This window comes from Rhodoblastus sp., from assembly GCF_019449565.1.
Taxonomy (GTDB): Bacteria; Pseudomonadota; Alphaproteobacteria; order Rhizobiales; family Beijerinckiaceae; genus Rhodoblastus.
Genome location: NZ_JAGRPM010000006.1, coordinates 97,149 through 112,505 on the forward strand (window position 1 = coordinate 97,149; position 15,357 = coordinate 112,505).

The window sequence follows — 15,357 nt, forward strand, 5'->3', positions numbered from 1 at the left end:
TATTAAATATATTGTTTTTATCAAGAACTTTGATTTCTGTTTTTATCTCCTAATTTGGATTTTTTTTCGCACGACATCGCAAAGACGCGGCAGCGCGGCCCGCGCATTCGGGCCAATGCTTTCGCTCGCGGGCGGACGCGCGTTTCAGGCGAGCTGTCGCGCCACCCAGTCCAGCACGCCGTCAAGGCTGTTGAATTCCGCGACCGAGCGCGCAGGAATATCCGGCATTCTGTCGCGCGCCATGCGCGCCAGACCCGCGCCCGGGCCGAGTTCGAGCAGGACCGTGCAGCCTCGCTCGCGCAAGCCGTCGAGGCAGGCCGCCCAATCGATCGTTTGCGCCAACTGGGCGGACAGAGCCTCCCGCGCCGGCGCCGGCGCGAAAACAGGCGCGCCGCTGATCCCGGCCAGCACGGGCGCCGAAGGTCTTTTCCATTCCGCCTGCTCGAGCGCGAGGCGGAAGGGCGCGACGGCGGGCCGCATCAGGCTGGTGTGGGAGGGAATATGGATCGCCAGCGGCGTCGCTTTCGCGCCCCGCGCCAGCGCTTCGTCGCCGCAGGCGGAGACCGCCGCCGGGGCGCCGCCGACCACGAGCCTGTCGTCGTCATTGACAATGGCGATTTCGACGCCATGCCGGGCGCAGAGAGCGTGAACCGTCGCGCGGTCCAGACCGCGCAAAGCCAGCATGGCGCCGCCGCCCCGAAAGGCGTCGTCCATCAAAAGGGCGCGCCGCCGCGCCAGCGCAACGACATCCTGCGGCGCAAGCGCGCCCGCGCAGCCATAAGCCGCCAATTCGCCGACGCTGTAACCCGCAAGAGCGTGGACCCGCGGCAGCCTGTCCCCGATCGCCGCCCAGACCGCCAGCTGAAAGGCGCAGACCATCGGCTGCGCGATGGCGTTGACCTGCATCTCCTCGGCGGTGAGCTCGAACGGATCGCGCCCGGTCTCGCGCGCAAAAATATCCCATATCGGCTGCGCCCGGCAGTCGTCCTTCAGGACGCCGAACATGGCGGGCGTCTGGTCGCCCTGGCCGGGGCAAAGCAGCCCGAGACTCATGTCAGGAGACCGCTCATGGGAAGAAACAGCTCATCTGAGGAGGCTCATTGAGAAAGACCATGCACGAACCAGGCGGCTGCAAGGCAATCGGCCGCGCCGCCGGGCGAAAGATGCAGGGCGACGCAATCGCCATGCAGGTCAAGCGCGCGCTGGCGCCAGTCCCGCGCATGCACGCCGCCGGCGTCAAGGAATCGCCGCGCCGCGTTCTGGACGAAGACCAGGCCTTCGAGCCCGCCGCGATGGAGCAGGTTGGTGTCCTGCAATTCGGCCATGATGGCGAAAAGGCACTGAACAGAGGCGCGCTCCGCGCAGGACGTTTGCTGCAGCGCTTCGCGCAGCGCCGGAACGGCGACTTCCAGCAGCGTCGGCAGGCCCGCAAGCAATTCCTCCCGCGCCCCGCGCGCGCCATAGCGCCGGATCACGCGCGCGCCATGGGAGTCCGGCGCTGCGCGCCCAACTTCCGCGACGCCTTTGCCCCAGAGTTGGAGGACCGTTTCCGTCAGGCCTTCACCTTGAAGGTCGAGGCCGCGCGCACGCCGCCACCCCGCCGCCGCGACGAGAAAGCCAAGGCAGAAAATCGCGCCGCGATGGGTGTTGATCCCGCCCGTCGCAGCCAGCATCCGCCGTTCGGCTTCGATCCCGAGACGCTGCAATTCGACGAAAGGCGCCTCGCGCGCGCCAGCCTCCGCGATTGCCGTGAAATAGGAGCGCAACGCCAGAAGAGAGCGCACGAAAGTCGTCAGATTCATGTCGTCATGCGCGCCATTATCGACGGGGCTGACGAGTCCGGGCTTTGGATGAAGCGTCAGCTCGGTCAGCAGCGCGCGAATGGCGAGGCGTCCAATATTGCCGGATGCGCCGCGCAGATCGGGCGCAAAACGAATCTGACTGTTCATGCTGCCCTCGCGGAAAAAAGAGCGTCAATATCCTCGATCGGGCGCAAGCTGATATTGTCCGCGCCCTTGACCAGAATTTTCTTGGGGCGCGCCGCAAATTCGCGCCAGGAGACGAAATTCCCCCCGGGCAAGGCGATCTCGCCGTCGAGGCGCGGCGCCAGCTGGCGCCTCTCAAAGTCTTGCAACAGATCGATCCATGCCGATAGATTGGCGCCACGGCTTGGCGTCAGAAGCAAATCGATGTCGGACTCAGGCGTCACATAGCTATAGGCCGGGTCCGCGGAGAAAAACTGCCAAGCGAGCGAACCGAAGATCCTCGTATCCGGCGCGGCGCAGCCAATTGTCGCAACCAGTTCACGCATCGCCTCGGGCCAGAACCCGGCGCCGATCTTGATGACTTCGAGAAGAAAAGGCGGCCGCCGGCGCATCACGACCGCGTCGGCTGAAACGGCCACGCAGATGCGTTTCTTGCCGGGAAGAGCCAGTCCGAGACGAAGCAGGTCGGGCGCATCGCCTTCCTGACGGCGCGCGACGACCAGCGGACGGCGCTGCGCCATCCAGCGCGCGAGCGCGTCCTTGTTCTCGCGCGACAAGGACGCCACGAGCTGGCGGCCCCAGTAGTCGGTGAGATAGACCCAGTCGTGGCGGCGATAAACGTCAGCCTGCCGCATGGCGCACCCTTTCGGCTACCCCGCGCGCCAGCTTGCGGCCTTCGCGCTCCTCGCCCCATTGGCGGCGGCTATCGCCCTCCGGCGGAACGTCGAGCGCCTCGGCCAGGCGCTGGGCCAGATCGCCTTCCCACAGCGAATTGACGGCGCCCATTTTCAGATAGTTCTTCACGCCGGGCGCGAAGACCGGCGACGACTTGCTGAGTTCTTCCAGTCGCTCCAGCGGGATCTTGGTGATGCGCGACATGGCCGGGAGATTCATCACGCGGACCTGCGACTCGGGCAGCGCGTAGCAGCGGTCGGACAGCAGGCTGGACGCGAGGAAGCCGCCGCTCACCGCCTCGGAATAAACGAGGCCGATGATCTTGTGGCCATTGTTGCGCGCCAGTTGCAGGCATTTGGCGAGATGCGCCATATAGCCGTTAATGCCGAGCAATTCGTCGCGGCGGCTCAGCCTTTGGCCTTGCGTATCCACCAACAGCAGGATCGGCCGGCCGGGGGCGTCGCGCACGATTCGCAGGACCTCGCCCGCCATGCGGAAGGCGAGTTCGACGCCGATCGGCGCCGCGTCGATCGAGCCGATGATCGCGACTTTTCCATGCGAGCTCTCGCCCGTTCCGGCAAAATAAAGGCCGTCGAAAGCGACTTCGCTTCCGTTGGGAAAGAGCTTTTCGAGCAGGGTTTTGGCGTCCATGTCAGGCTCTCCTTCCAGCAACCTTGGCCACAAAAGCATCGGCCTCCAGCAAGGGCAGGCCTTCCGGCGCTTCGATGCCCAGCGCCGACCAGATGTCGAGCGCGTCGCGGCAGGCGCCGAACTTCTCCAGCCGCGCGCCTAGTTTTTCATGCTCCTCCGTCAATGCTTCGAGCGAGAGGTCGGGCTTCGTGTCGAGCAAGCTGATCGCGGCCTTGCGGAAGGCGGCGACATTATCCGCAACTAGGGCGTTGGCCTCGCCAAGCAGATAGCGATGCTTGCCGCCAACCGTGCGCCAGACCAGGGCGCGGTCGCGCGAGTCGAATTCCTCGACGCCGCAGGTCGTCTCGATCACCTCCGGGCCGGAAAGGCCGAGCCGCCCCTCCTCGCTCATCACGATGGCGTCGCACAGCCGCGCAACAATGCCCATGCCGCCGAAACAGCCAAACTGGCCGCCATCCAGCACGAGGACGGGAACGCCCGCGCTGCGCAGGGCGAGCACCGCGCGCATGATTTCGGAAACCCCGATCAATCCGGCATTGGCCTCATGCAGCCGCACGCCGCCGGATTCCACCAGCAGCAGGACTGCGGCGGGCTTTTCGTCGCGCGCCCGCTCCAGAAGGCCGACCAGCTTGGCGCCATGAACTTCGCCCACGGCGCCGCCCATGAAGCCGCCTTCCTGCGCCGCCGCCAGAACGGGGCGGCCGTCGAGTGTCCCCCGGCCGACGATGATTCCATCGTCGAACGCGGCGGGCGTTTCGAGCTGCACGAGATGCGTGCTGATGACGCGCTCGGTCGGTGGCAGGAACTCGTGGAAGCTGCCCGGATCGAGCACATTCGCCAGTCGCTCGCGGGCGCTGGACTCGTAATAGCTGGTCATGCGGCCCCTCCCAGAAAATCTTCGACGGCCTGGTCCAGCCGCAGCGAAACCACCGCCGGCGTCGCGCCGACGTCATTGATCGAAATGCGCACGTCGGCGAGCTTGTGCCGCGCGAAAAAGTCGTCGAGCACAGCTTCCCAGGTGGCGCCGAAACCGCGCGCCGCTGTGAGGATTTCGACGGCGCAACGGCCACCGAGTTCGACCGGCTCGATCAGCACTTCAAGATTGCCGGAGCCGACGACGCCGACAAGGGCGGGCGCGCGCGTCGCATTTACAGGGGCGCCGCCAAGAAATTCAAAGGTCAGCTTTTCCATGTTGGGCCTACCAGTTGCGGAAGCGTTTGGGCGGGTCGTAGAGACCGCCGGAAGCGCGCACGAGGTCTTTGACGGAGCGCGCGGCGAGGAGATCGCGGGTGGCGTGACGCTTGTCGATGCCGAGGTCCTCGGGGCGGCGGATAATGCCGCGATCGCGAAGATTCTCGACCATTGCCTTGTCGCGTCCGAGGCCGACGGGCGTATAGCCGGCGACGCCGCGAATGGCCTGCTCGCGCTCCTCGTCGGTGCGGCACAGCAGAAGGTTGGCGATGCCTTCCTCGGTCAGGATATGGCTGACGTCCTCGCCGTAGATCATCACCGGCGGCAGATCCATGTTGGCGGTTTCGGCCAGTTCCCAGGCGTCGAGTTTTTCCACAAAAGCGGGCTGCATATGCTCGCGGAAAGTCTCGACCATCTGCACGACCAGCTTCTGGCCGCGCGGAATGAGATTGCGGCCATCCCGCGCCTCGCGGCCCGCTTTCAGCCACGCCGGACTCGCGTGACGCCGCCCGCGCGCGTCAGAACCCATGTTCGGGGCGCCGCCGAACCCGGCGATGCGGCCGAGCGTGGCGGTGGAGGAGTTTCCGGCAAGATCGACCTGCAGGGTCGAGCCGATGAACATATCGCAGGCGTAATGGCCCGCCGCCTGGCACATGGCGCGATTGGAGCGCATCGAGCCGTCGGCGCCGGTGAAGAAAATATCGGGCCGGGCGCGGATATAGGCCTCCATGCCAAGCTCGGAGCCGAACGAATGCACGCTCTCGACAAAGCCGGCCTCAATCGCCGGGATCAGCGCCGGATGCGGGTTGAGCGCCCAATGCTGGCAGATCTTGCCTTTCAGCCCGAGCGATTCCGCATAGGTCGGCAGGATCAGCTCAATCGCCGCCGTGTCGAAGCCGATGCCGTGGTTCAGGCGGTTCACGCCATATTCGGCGTAAATTCCCTTGATCGCCATCATGGCCATCAGAACCTGAATTTCAGAGATCTGGGCCGGATCGCGAGTGAACAGGGGCTCGATGAAATGCGGCTTCGGGCTTTGCACGATAAAGTCCACCCAGCCGCCGGGAATGTCGACGCGCGGCAGCGTATCGACGATCTCGTTGACCTGGGCGATGACGATGCCGCCCTTGAAAGCGGTCGCCTCGACGATGACGGGCGTGTCCTCGGTGTTCGGGCCGGTGTAGAGATTGCCTTGCCGGTCCGCGGATTGAGCGCAGACAAGGCTGATCCGAGGCGTCAGGTCGACGAAATAGCGGCCGAACAATTCGAGATAGGTGTGGATCGCGCCGATTCTGATCTGATTGGCGCCAACAAGCTTGGCGAGACGCCCCGCCTGCGGGCCGGAAAAGGAGAAATCCAGCTTCGAGGCGACGCCGCGTTCGAACACGTCGATATGTTCGGGCAGAGCCAGCACGGACTGCACCATGTGCAGGTCGTGGACTTTTTCGGGATTGAGGCCAGCAAGCGCGGCGGCGAGAAAATCCGCCTGCTTCTGGTTGTTGCCTTCGAGGCAGACGCGGTCGCCGGGCTCCAGCACGGCTTCGAGCAAGGCTCCGATATTGGCGGCGGCGACTTCCTTGCCTTTCGCCAGGGAAACTGCGCGGGCGAGCCGCGCCTCCCTGTTGCGCGCCTGAATGTTCCAGTCTCGCATGGAAAAACCTTTCAGTGATCGTCCCGTTCTCAGCCGAACAGGGCCTTGACCGCGAGGAAGAGAATGGAAGGGCCGAGCAGGCAGCCGAACCCGGTGTGGAAGGTCGCGACCAGGGCGCCATAGGGCACCAGCCGGCGGTCGGTCGCGGCGAGGCCCGCGCTCACGCCGCTCACGGTTCCGGCGAGACCGCCGAAGACCATCGCCGCCTGCGGATTGTTCAGCCGCATGAAGCGGGCGAATACCGGGGTGAAGATCATCACCAGGATCGCCTTGACCACGCCGGTGGCGATGGAGAGCGCGATGACGTCCGAGGAGGCGCCGATGGCGGCCCCGGTGATCGGGCCGACGATATAGGTGACGGCGCCGGCGCCGATGGTGGTGAGCGTCACAGGGTCGCGATGGCCATAGGCGTAAGCCACGCCCACGCCGACGATGAAGGGCAGCACCGTACCCAGCACCAGCGCGAGAAAGCCCAGCCAGCCGGCCTTTTTCGCCTCATCGACATGAACCTCGCTCGCCGTAGCGACGATGGTGAAATCCCGCATCATGGCGCCGCCCATAAGGGCGAGACCGCCGAACTGGGCGACGTCGGCGAGACCCTTGGTCTTGCCGGTGACCGCACCGCCCCAATAGGCGAGGGCAAGGCCCACGATAATTGCGATGGCGGAGCCCGCCACACGGCCGCCGGTGAGATGACGGCCGAGCAGGTTGGAAACCCAGATCACGGCGCCGACAAAGGCGAAGGCGGCGACCAGCGGATTGTCGAGAACGGTTTTTTCGAGCATGTGCAACATGTTGGCGGTCCTCAGCGATGGTCGGGGGCGACCGAGAGGTCGCTGGCGGGATCATGATCATCGGAGACCGGCTCGAGAGCCGCGCTGGCAATATGGGCCCGTTCGATGACGCGGTTGATCAGCGAAATGAAGACTATGCAGATCGCAAAGGCGCCGGCGGCGCTCAGCAAGGCGATCGGGCCGCTTCGGGCGGCGACGATCACATTTTGGGTCGCCGCCATCGCGACGACCACGGGGATGTACATCATCGCCCAGAAGGTCACGCCCTTGGCCGTATCGACCGGGAACATACCGCGTTTTTGCAGATAATGCTGGGCCGCTATCAGAAGCAGCATCGCGATGCCGACGCCGCCGACATTCGCCTTGACGCCGATCAGCGCCGCAATTCCTTCGCCTATGACCACGCCTGCGAGATAGCAGGCCGCCAATAAGGCGGTGCCAAAAATTACCATCGATTTCCTCCCCAAAACTGGCTGGATTTATGTATTCCAATTCCAATTTATGTATACAGAAGACATTAAGATGGACACGCTGTCAAGCATTTTGTATGAAGGAATCATAAATAATTTTTCAGCGCTGGCCGCCATGGACCAACCCCCGAACCGCCTGTCAGAACAATTGCTCGAAGCGATCGAGGAACGAATCGTCACCGGCGAATATCCGCCGGGCGCGCGGCTCGATGAGGTCGAACTCGCCGAGGCCTTCGGCGTCTCGCGCACGCCGATCCGCGAAGCGTTGATCCGGCTTGGCTCGATCCACATCATCGAGAAAATGCCGCGCAGGGGCTGGGCCATCGCCCCGGCCTCGCCGCGCCGCCTGGTGGAAATGTTCGAGTTCATGGCTGAACTGGAGGCGCTTTGCGGCGGTTTCGCCGCACGCCGCGCCACGCCGTTTCAGTTACAAAAGCTGCTAGCGGCCCATGAAGCCTGCCGAGGCGTGAAAGACCCGGACGAATATTACCGGCTGAACGAAATCTTTCATGTCGCGCTCTACGAGGCGAGCGGCAATGAATTCCTGATCGAGCAAACGCTGGAAATGCAGCGCCGCGCGCGGCCTTACCGGCGCCTGCAATTGCGCGTTCCCGAGCGCATTGCCTCGTCCTTCGCCGAACATGAAGAGATTGTGAGAACGATCCTCGCCAATAACGCCGAACTCGCGGCGGAAAAACTGCGCCAGCACGTTATGGTGCAAGGCGAGCGTTTCGCCAATCTCGTTAAATCCGTCGAAAAATTATCGGCCGCCGACGTCAAGCGGCCGGCCTAACCCCCAGCCCGAGGGACAAATGCACAACGCGATCCTTGTGGCGGGGGCCGGCCTGCTCGGCGGCGTCATGAACGCCATCGCCGGCGGAGGCTCCTTCGTGACGCTGCCGGCTCTGGTCGCCGCCGGCATGCCTTCGCTCTTCGCCAATGCGACCAACACGGTCGCGCTGGTGCCGAGCGCGCTCGCGACCGGCTTCGCCTATCGCCACGATTTCCGCGGCTTCGATGGCGTCAAGCTCTCGACCATGGCGGCGGTAAGCGTGATTGGCGGCGCAATCGGCGCGGTCCTGCTGCTCAAATCCTCGCAGAAATTCTTCGACGAAATCTTCCCGTTCCTGCTTCTGTTCGGCGTTCTGGTCTTCGCCTTCGGCCGGAAGCTGGGCGACGAGCTGCGCAAGCGCGTGAACATCCATCCGCACGCCCTGCCCGCGGTCCAATTCGTCCTCGGCGTTTACGGCGGCTATTTCGGCGGCGCGGTCGGCGTCATGATGCTGGCGGCCTGGAGCGTCCTGACCAAGGCGACCGTCAATTCCATGCAGGCGTCGCGTCATCTGCTCAATGCGTCGATGAACGCCACGGCGTCATTGCTCTTCATTTTCGGCGGGCTGATCTACTGGAGGGAAATGGCGGTGTTGCTTGTTACCTCGACCTTCGGCGGCTATCTCGCCGGCCATTACGGGAGGCGGCTGGACCCCGCCAAGGCGCGGATCGTCATCTCCTGCCTCAACGCCACGATCACACTGCTCGTCTTCTGGCGCGCCTATCGCTGACAGGCGAACCGCCGCGAGATGCGGCGGTTCGCCTCGGCGCCCGGCGAGCTAGGCCGAAAGATGCGCGAGCAGCAGCTCGTTCACCCGGCCCGCCTTTTCCATCTGAACCATGTGCCCCGCGCCGGCAAGCGTCTCCGATTTGGCGCCCGCCCCCAGAGCGGACGCATGCGCGGCCGGGATGATGCGATCCGTCTCGCCCCAGATCACCAGAGCCGGGATTCCGGACGCTTTCAATTCTTCCGCGAGCACTGAAGTCTGACGCCCTTCCGGGAAAACGCCCGCCGCGAGGCCCCGCAAGGCGCCTTCGACCCCGTCGATGCGCTTGTATTTGAGAACTTCGTCAACCAGTTGCCGGTTGACGAGCGCAGGGTCGTCAAACAGCTGCTCGAGCAGCGGCTTGAGGTCGCGCCGGGAGCCGGCAGCGACGAAGCCGTCGAGATAGGGGCCGTTGATCTCGGGGCCGAGCCCCGCCGAACCGATCAGCGCCAGCGATTTGACCCGCCCGGGCTGGTCCAGCGCCACGCGGCCGGCGACGGCGCCGCCCATGGAATGGCCGACCAGATGCGCCGACTCCACGCCGACGGCGTCCATGAAGGCGACAACGGCGGAGGCCAGCCAGCCAAGACTCGCGTCGCCAAGCTTTTTATCCGACTGGCCGTGGCCGGGCAGATCGAGGGCGTAAACCGTCCCCGCTCCGGCCAAAGCCTCGATATTGAAAAGCCAGTTGTCGAGGTCGCCGCCGAAGCCATGCACCAGGACGACGGCTTCCGCGCCATCGCCCCGCTTGGCGTAACGCAGGCGACCGAAGGGCGTCATCACGAATTCGTAGCGCGGGCCGGAGTCCTCGTCGCCGCCCTCCTCGCTCGCGGGCGCCGCGTAACCGGCGACGAAAGCCTCGATCTCCTCGTCCGCAACGTCGGCGCCGGCGATGACGCCAATGAGCGCCTTGACCGGATAGACGACGCCGTCTTCGCCGATGACGCGGCGCAGAACGCCGGCGGCGTCGGCCTCGACGACATTGACGATCTTGTCCGTCTCGACTTCCATAATTTCATCGCCGACGGCGATTTGGGCGCCGACCGGCTTGAGCCAGCCGGTCAGCTTTCCCTCCGACATCGACAGGCCCCATTTGGGCATGACGATCGGCGTAATATTCATATTCATATGGCGCTCCTTCAGGCCGCTTTGGCGCGGGCGATGGTCTTGCCGACGGCGGCGACGATGGCGTCCGTCGAGGGGACGTAGAGGTCTTCCAGCGAGGGCGAAAAGGGCGTCGGCGTATGCGGCGCGGTCACCATCTGCGGAGCGGCCTTGAGCGCGCCAAAAGCGTGCTGGGCCACATAGGCCGCGACGTCGCTGGCGAGCGAGCAGCGCGGATTGGCCTCGTCCACCACGACCAGACGGCCGGTGCTTTCGACGCTTTCAAGCACCGTGTCCCAATCAATCGGCGACAAGGTGCGCAGGTCGATCACCTCCGCCTCGACGCGATCCTTCCGGGCGAGTCTTTCCGCCGCTTCGAGCGCGCGATTGACGGTCAGACCATAGCTGACGATGGTGACGTCCTTGCCCTCGCGCGCGATATTCGCCTCGCCGAAGGGTATAGCGTAGGACTCCTCCGGAACCTCGCATTCGAGGCCATAGAGATTCTTGTGCTCGCAAAAGATGACCGGATCGTCGTCGCGGATCGCCTGGATGAGCAGGCCCTTCGCTTCATAGGCGTTCGAGGGGCAGACCACCTTCAGCCCGGGGATATGGGTGAATAGCGGCGTGAGCATTTGCGAATGCTGGGCGGCGGCGCGGAAGCCCGCTCCGACCATGGCGCGGATGACCACGGGCGTCTTGGCCTTGCCGCCGAACATGTAGCGGAACTTGGCCGCCTGGTTGAAGATCTGGTCGAAACAGACGCCCATGAAGTCGATGAACATCAGTTCGGCGACCGGGCGCATGCCGCAGGCGGCGGCGCCGATGGCCGCGCCGACATAGGCCGATTCCGATAAGGGCGTGTCGAGCAGGCGGCCGCCATGCTTGGCGTAAAGCCCCTTGGTGACGCCCAACACGCCGCCCCAGGCGTCGGCTTCGCCGGGCGCGCCGGAGCCGCCGACAATATCCTCGCCGAGCAGGATGACATTCGGGTCACGAGTCATTTCGAGGTCCAGCGCCTCGTTGATCGCCGTCTTGAAGCTGATCTTGCGGGTCATGATTTTTCTCCTTCGTTCCGGGCGTCAGTAGGAAACGTAAACGTCGGTAAGCAGCTCGCGCGCATGGGGCAGCGGCGCGTCCTTGGCTGATGAAACAGCGGCGTCGATCAACGCCGCGACCTCGACGTCGATCAGGGCGAAGTCGCGCTCGCTCGCCAGTTCGGCGTCGCAAACGCGCGCGCGAAAGATCTTGAGGCAGTCGCGATTGGCGCGATTGAACTCATTCTCACCCTTGGCCTTGTAAGTCTGGGCGTCGCCTTCAAAATGGCCGTAGAAGCGCGTGACGCTGCATTCGAGCAAGGCTGGCCCGCCGCCCTCGCGCGCGCGTCTGATGATCTCGCCCGCGGCTTCATAGACCGCGAAAAAGTCGGTCCCGTCGACGGTGACGCCAGGCATGCCGAAGCCCGAAGCGCGATCGACATAGGAATCGACCGCCGTGGCGTATTCGACCGATGTGGCTTCGGCGTAACCATTGTTCTCGACGACGAAGAGGACCGGAAGATTCCACACGGCGGCGAGGTTCATGCTTTCCAGCACGGTGCCCTGATTGGCTGCGCCATCGCCGAAGAAGGTGACGCCCACACCGTGGTCGCCACGGAATTTCGAGGCGAGCGCGGCGCCGCAGATCAAGGGCGCGCCGGCGCCCAGAATGCCATTGGCGCCCATCATGCCCTTGGAGAGGTCGGCGATATGCATCGAGCCGCCCTTGCCCCGGCACGAGCCCGTGGCCTTGCCATAGATCTCGGCCATCATTTCATGGACATCGACACCCTTGGCGATGCAATGGCCGTGGCCGCGATGCGTCGAGGCGATGCGGTCGATGTCAGTCAGATGCATCATGATGCCGGTCGCGCAGGCTTCCTCGCCGGCATAGAGATGGACGAAGCCGGGAATGTCGCCCTTGGCGAATTCGAAATGCAGCCTCTCCTCGAAATCGCGGATGGTGCGCATGGTGCGGTAGGCCCGCAATAGCTCGTCCCTCGACAAGGGAAATGGATTGCTGGACATTTGTCGTTTCCTCCTTCTTCTGGTTTTGGATTGGTTGTTCAGGCGCAGGCGAGCCTGCCTTCGCGCAGCAGCCCTTTGGCCGCCGCGTAGCGCATGACGGCCGCGACATTGATGGTGGCGAAGGCGTTTTCGACCAGTTCGATCGACACCTTCCGCCTGGGGCCGAAGGACAGTTCGCGCTCGCCATCCAGCGCGATCGATCCCGCAGCAAGCGCAGGCGTGAAAGCGCGCCCGGCAGGAAGACGCCGCCAGTCTTCCACCCCGATCGGCTCGACGAGGCCGGGAGCGATCGGCGCCCGCACGATTGTCGCCGCTGCGCCCGCCGGCGCCAGCCGAAGCATCAGGCCGCCCGCCTCGTCCCGCCCGACTGGCTCGACCAGCCCGGCGATCGCGGACATCCCGATGACCTGAGGATCGGCGAAGGTCACGTAAAGCTCGCGGAAGGTGTCGGCTCGCCACAGCGCGCGGGCGCCGAGATTCTGCTCGGTCACGACGGCGACATCGACCAAAGCGATTTCGGACGGCGCGCCTTCAATGCACACCTTCAGCCATTTGTTGGCCGCGATCGCCACGTCCTTCGGGACAGCGCCGCTCGCGGCGAGGCCGGTCGCGAAGCCCGTGACGGTTGGCTCGCGATATTCGGGAAAGGCGTTATTGGTGCCGGTCGAAATGCCCGCGATGGGGGTGGCGCCGCATTCCGCAGCGACCGCCCGATGCGTGCCGTCGCCGCCGAGAACGATGATCGCGGCGACGCCCTCGCCCGCCAGTTTTCGCGCGGCGAGGCGGGAATCATCGACCGTGCCGGTGACGGGCATTTCGAGGAAGGACAGACGCGGAAAGCGAGCCTCGCCGCGATTGGCGGACTGAGCGAGATGGCGCAGCACATGGCCGGCGACACCGCCGCGCTCCGGCATCATCACAGCCTCCGCCACGCCACAGGCGGCGAGGCCGGCAAGCGCGCGCAGCAGCATATTGGCGCGATCCGCAACTTGCAGGCTATTGGCCTGGGCGATGACGCGACGGATGTCGCGCCCCGAAACCGGGTTGGCGATGACGCCGACCTTGAGCGGCATGGGTTTCCTCAAGATTTTTTTCTTGAGGATGTTCAGCAAGCGCGGCGCCAGCGCGGGGATTCCCCGCACATGATTGAAATAATTATATTTCCTGAAATGGCGCCCGACGTCCTAGCGGGGCGCCGCGCCACAGCTGTGGCGCCGGACGCCACAGGTCGGCGCGCTCAGCCGTGATTCTTGAACGCCATCAGGCCGTGCCGGCGAATCTGCCGATGGATGGTGGTGCGGTCGACCCCGCGAAGCCGTGCGACCTGGGAGACGTTCCAGCGGTTGCGACGCAATTCGGCGAGAAGGTCTTCCGCCGAGCCGCTGACCTTACGCTCGTCGGCGTCGCAGAACGCGATCCGGTCCGGCAGATCGTCGAGTTGGATCAGGTCGCCTTCGGCGATCGCGCAGGCGTAATCCAGCGCATTGATCAGCTCGCGAATATTGCCCGGCCAGTCATATTGCCGCATCCGCGCGAGCGCCGCCGGCGACAGCGCGAAGGCGCGCGTGAATTGCGCCCGCCGCTCGGCCAGCATCTTCTCGACCAGCCATTCGAAATCTAACCGTTCGCGCAGCGGCGGCAGCTTCAGCACGGCGCCGCTGAGACGGAAATAGAGGTCTTCGCGGAAATTGCCGCTCTTGATCAATTCGACGAGGTCGCGATGGGTCGCGGCGATGACGCGGATATCGACGGGGATCGGGCGCGTCGCGCCGACCGGGGTCAGTTCGCGTTCCGCCAGTACGCGGAGCAGACGGGTCTGCGAGGCCAGCGGCATGTCGCCGATCTCATCGAGGAACAAGGTGCCGCCATTGGCTTCCAGCACCAGCCCCTTCTTGCCCTTGACCTTGGCGCCGGTGAAGGCGCCCGCTTCATGGCCGAATAATTCGCTCTCGATCAGCGCTTCAGGCAGCGCGGCGCAATTCACGGCGATGAAGGGCTTGCCCGCGCGCGGGCTGACGCTATGCAGCGCCTTGGTCAGGTGTTCCTTGCCGGTGCCGGTTTCGCCGTGGATCAACAGCCCCATCTGCGTATTGACCAGCTTGGTCGCGCGCGAAAGAACATTGCGCATCGCGTCGTCGTCGCCGGCCAGCGCCGCAAGCGCCGCCGGCAGCGGACGCTCGCGAAGCGGCGCGCCCGCCGACTTCTTCGGCGGCGGCGGGAGCGCCTGTCCAAACAGGCTGCGGCCGCTTCGACGCAGCCGCAACCCGCGCTGTTCGCTGGGCCGCGAGTGAACGTAAAACGGAAAATCGTCGACGCTGCATTCGAAGATGTCGGAAATCGACACCGGGCGCGGCGGCTTGGACGGATCGGGCGCCGGCATTTCCTGCTGCAGCATGATGCGGGCCTGGTTGTTCACGCCGATGATCCAGCCGGAACTGTCGACGGCGATGACCACGTCCGGATCGACGTCGGCGAATTCGGGGCAGACGGCGAGGCGCAGTATCCATTCGTTGCGGAAACGGTTCAGGAGATTGGCCGTCTCGATCTTGTGCGCGAAGGATTTCACCAATTGCATGGCGAGCAACTGGCCCGCCTTCGGCTCGGGCGACCGCAGGGCGGAAATATCGAGCACGGCGGCCATTTTGCCCGAAGGATCGTAAATCGGCGCGGCGGTGCAGGTGAGCGGAATATGGGTGGCGTCGAAATGATCGGTCTGGTGAACGGTCAGCGCCTCGCCCGTCGTGATGCAGGTGCCGACCGCGCAGGTGCCGGCATAGCTCTCGTTCCAGTCGGCGCCAAGGTAGAGCCCCGCCTTGCGGCAATTATTGGCGAAGGTCGGATCGCCCATGAAGTCCACGGTCACGCCATTGGCGTCGGTCAGCAGCAGGACATAACCGAGGCCCGACACCTGCCGATACAGCATCTCGACGCCGAAGCGCGCCGTGTGCAGGAACTCATCCATCGCGTCGCGATGCTCGCGCAATTGCCCGGGCGTGACGATGCGCGCCTCGCGCAGCACGCTCGGGTCGAGCTTGTGCTCGGTCACGCAGCGCAACCATGAATCATGGATGATGGCGTCGCGCCGCGAATTGCGCTCCACCGCCGCGCGCACGAGTTCGTCGATATGGGCCGATTGCGCGCCGCGCATCACCACGTTCCTCCCGGATCCCGC

16 protein-coding genes are annotated in these 15,357 nt (G+C 64.8%); 2 read left to right on the forward strand and 14 right to left on the reverse strand.

The features are described 5' to 3' along the window. Window positions 1–144 precede the first annotated feature (144 nt). From QZ409_RS00910 to madL, 9 genes are read right to left on the reverse strand one after another with little or no spacing between them, the layout of a single operon-like run. Window positions 145–1,053: an acyltransferase domain-containing protein gene (locus QZ409_RS00910; protein ID WP_296706163.1), complete on the reverse strand. Its 909-nt coding sequence runs from the start codon at window positions 1,051–1,053 to the stop codon at window positions 145–147. A 44-nt stretch (window positions 1,054–1,097) separates the two neighbouring features. Beyond that, on the reverse strand, window positions 1,098–1,949 hold the full coding sequence (gene mdcB / locus QZ409_RS00915) for a triphosphoribosyl-dephospho-CoA synthase MdcB (protein ID WP_296706164.1): 852 nt from the start codon (window positions 1,947–1,949) through the stop codon (window positions 1,098–1,100). Further along, entirely contained in the window at window positions 1,946–2,620 is a 675-nt protein-coding gene (gene mdcG / locus QZ409_RS00920; protein ID WP_296706165.1) for a malonate decarboxylase holo-[acyl-carrier-protein] synthase, read from the reverse strand. The genes mdcB and mdcG overlap by 4 nt, the downstream gene beginning before the upstream one ends. After that, window positions 2,607–3,311 (reverse strand): biotin-independent malonate decarboxylase subunit gamma, encoded by a 705-nt coding sequence (gene mdcE, locus QZ409_RS00925; protein ID WP_296706166.1) that lies wholly within the window; start codon window positions 3,309–3,311, stop codon window positions 2,607–2,609. Before mdcE ends, mdcG begins: the two co-directional genes overlap by 14 nt. 1 nt (window position 3,312) lies before the next feature. Continuing rightward, window positions 3,313–4,188, reverse strand: a complete 876-nt coding sequence (locus QZ409_RS00930) for a biotin-independent malonate decarboxylase subunit beta (RefSeq protein ID WP_296706167.1) — start codon at window positions 4,186–4,188, stop codon at window positions 3,313–3,315. Beyond that, window positions 4,185–4,502, reverse strand: coding sequence for a malonate decarboxylase acyl carrier protein (gene mdcC, locus QZ409_RS00935; RefSeq protein WP_296706168.1), 318 nt, complete (start codon window positions 4,500–4,502; stop codon window positions 4,185–4,187). The genes QZ409_RS00930 and mdcC overlap by 4 nt, the downstream gene beginning before the upstream one ends. A 7-nt stretch (window positions 4,503–4,509) precedes the next feature. Next, window positions 4,510–6,153: a malonate decarboxylase subunit alpha gene (gene mdcA / locus QZ409_RS00940; protein ID WP_296706169.1), complete on the reverse strand. Its 1,644-nt coding sequence runs from the start codon at window positions 6,151–6,153 to the stop codon at window positions 4,510–4,512. Window positions 6,154–6,182: 29 nt separating this feature from the next. Continuing rightward, window positions 6,183–6,947 carry a malonate transporter subunit MadM gene (gene madM, locus QZ409_RS00945; protein ID WP_296706170.1) on the reverse strand — a complete coding sequence of 255 codons (765 nt, stop codon included), beginning with the start codon at window positions 6,945–6,947 and terminating at the stop codon, window positions 6,183–6,185. A gap of 11 nt (window positions 6,948–6,958) precedes the next feature. After that, on the reverse strand, window positions 6,959–7,399 hold the full coding sequence (gene madL / locus QZ409_RS00950; RefSeq protein WP_296706171.1) for a malonate transporter subunit MadL: 441 nt from the start codon (window positions 7,397–7,399) through the stop codon (window positions 6,959–6,961). A gap of 133 nt (window positions 7,400–7,532) precedes the next feature. On the opposite strand from madL, the gene QZ409_RS00955 reads away from it, so the two are divergent. After that, on the forward strand, window positions 7,533–8,210 hold the full coding sequence (locus tag QZ409_RS00955; RefSeq protein WP_296706172.1) for a GntR family transcriptional regulator: 678 nt from the start codon (window positions 7,533–7,535) through the stop codon (window positions 8,208–8,210). 19 nt (window positions 8,211–8,229) lie between these two features. Further along, window positions 8,230–8,979 (forward strand): sulfite exporter TauE/SafE family protein, encoded by a 750-nt coding sequence (locus QZ409_RS00960; RefSeq protein ID WP_296706173.1) that lies wholly within the window; start codon window positions 8,230–8,232, stop codon window positions 8,977–8,979. A gap of 48 nt (window positions 8,980–9,027) precedes the next feature. On the opposite strand, the gene QZ409_RS00965 is transcribed toward QZ409_RS00960, so the two are convergent. The 5 genes from QZ409_RS00965 to QZ409_RS00985 all read right to left on the reverse strand — a co-directional run bounded on the left by QZ409_RS00965 (window position 9,028) and on the right by QZ409_RS00985 (window position 15,333). Next, window positions 9,028–10,143, reverse strand: coding sequence for an acetoin dehydrogenase dihydrolipoyllysine-residue acetyltransferase subunit (locus tag QZ409_RS00965; RefSeq protein ID WP_296706174.1), 1,116 nt, complete (start codon window positions 10,141–10,143; stop codon window positions 9,028–9,030). A gap of 11 nt (window positions 10,144–10,154) precedes the next feature. Continuing rightward, the gene (locus tag QZ409_RS00970) at window positions 10,155–11,177 is read right to left on the reverse strand and encodes an alpha-ketoacid dehydrogenase subunit beta (RefSeq protein WP_296706175.1); all 1,023 of its coding nucleotides are present in this window, start codon (window positions 11,175–11,177) and stop codon (window positions 10,155–10,157) included. A gap of 24 nt (window positions 11,178–11,201) precedes the next feature. Next, window positions 11,202–12,185: a thiamine pyrophosphate-dependent dehydrogenase E1 component subunit alpha gene (locus QZ409_RS00975; protein WP_296706176.1), complete on the reverse strand. Its 984-nt coding sequence runs from the start codon at window positions 12,183–12,185 to the stop codon at window positions 11,202–11,204. Window positions 12,186–12,223: 38 nt separating this feature from the next. After that, window positions 12,224–13,270 carry an NAD(+)/NADH kinase gene (locus tag QZ409_RS00980; protein WP_296706177.1) on the reverse strand — a complete coding sequence of 349 codons (1,047 nt, stop codon included), beginning with the start codon at window positions 13,268–13,270 and terminating at the stop codon, window positions 12,224–12,226. A gap of 152 nt (window positions 13,271–13,422) precedes the next feature. Next, complete coding sequence (locus QZ409_RS00985; protein ID WP_296706178.1) at window positions 13,423–15,333, reverse strand: sigma-54-dependent Fis family transcriptional regulator; 1,911 nt, start codon at window positions 15,331–15,333, stop codon at window positions 13,423–13,425. Window positions 15,334–15,357: the final 24 nt, after the last annotated feature.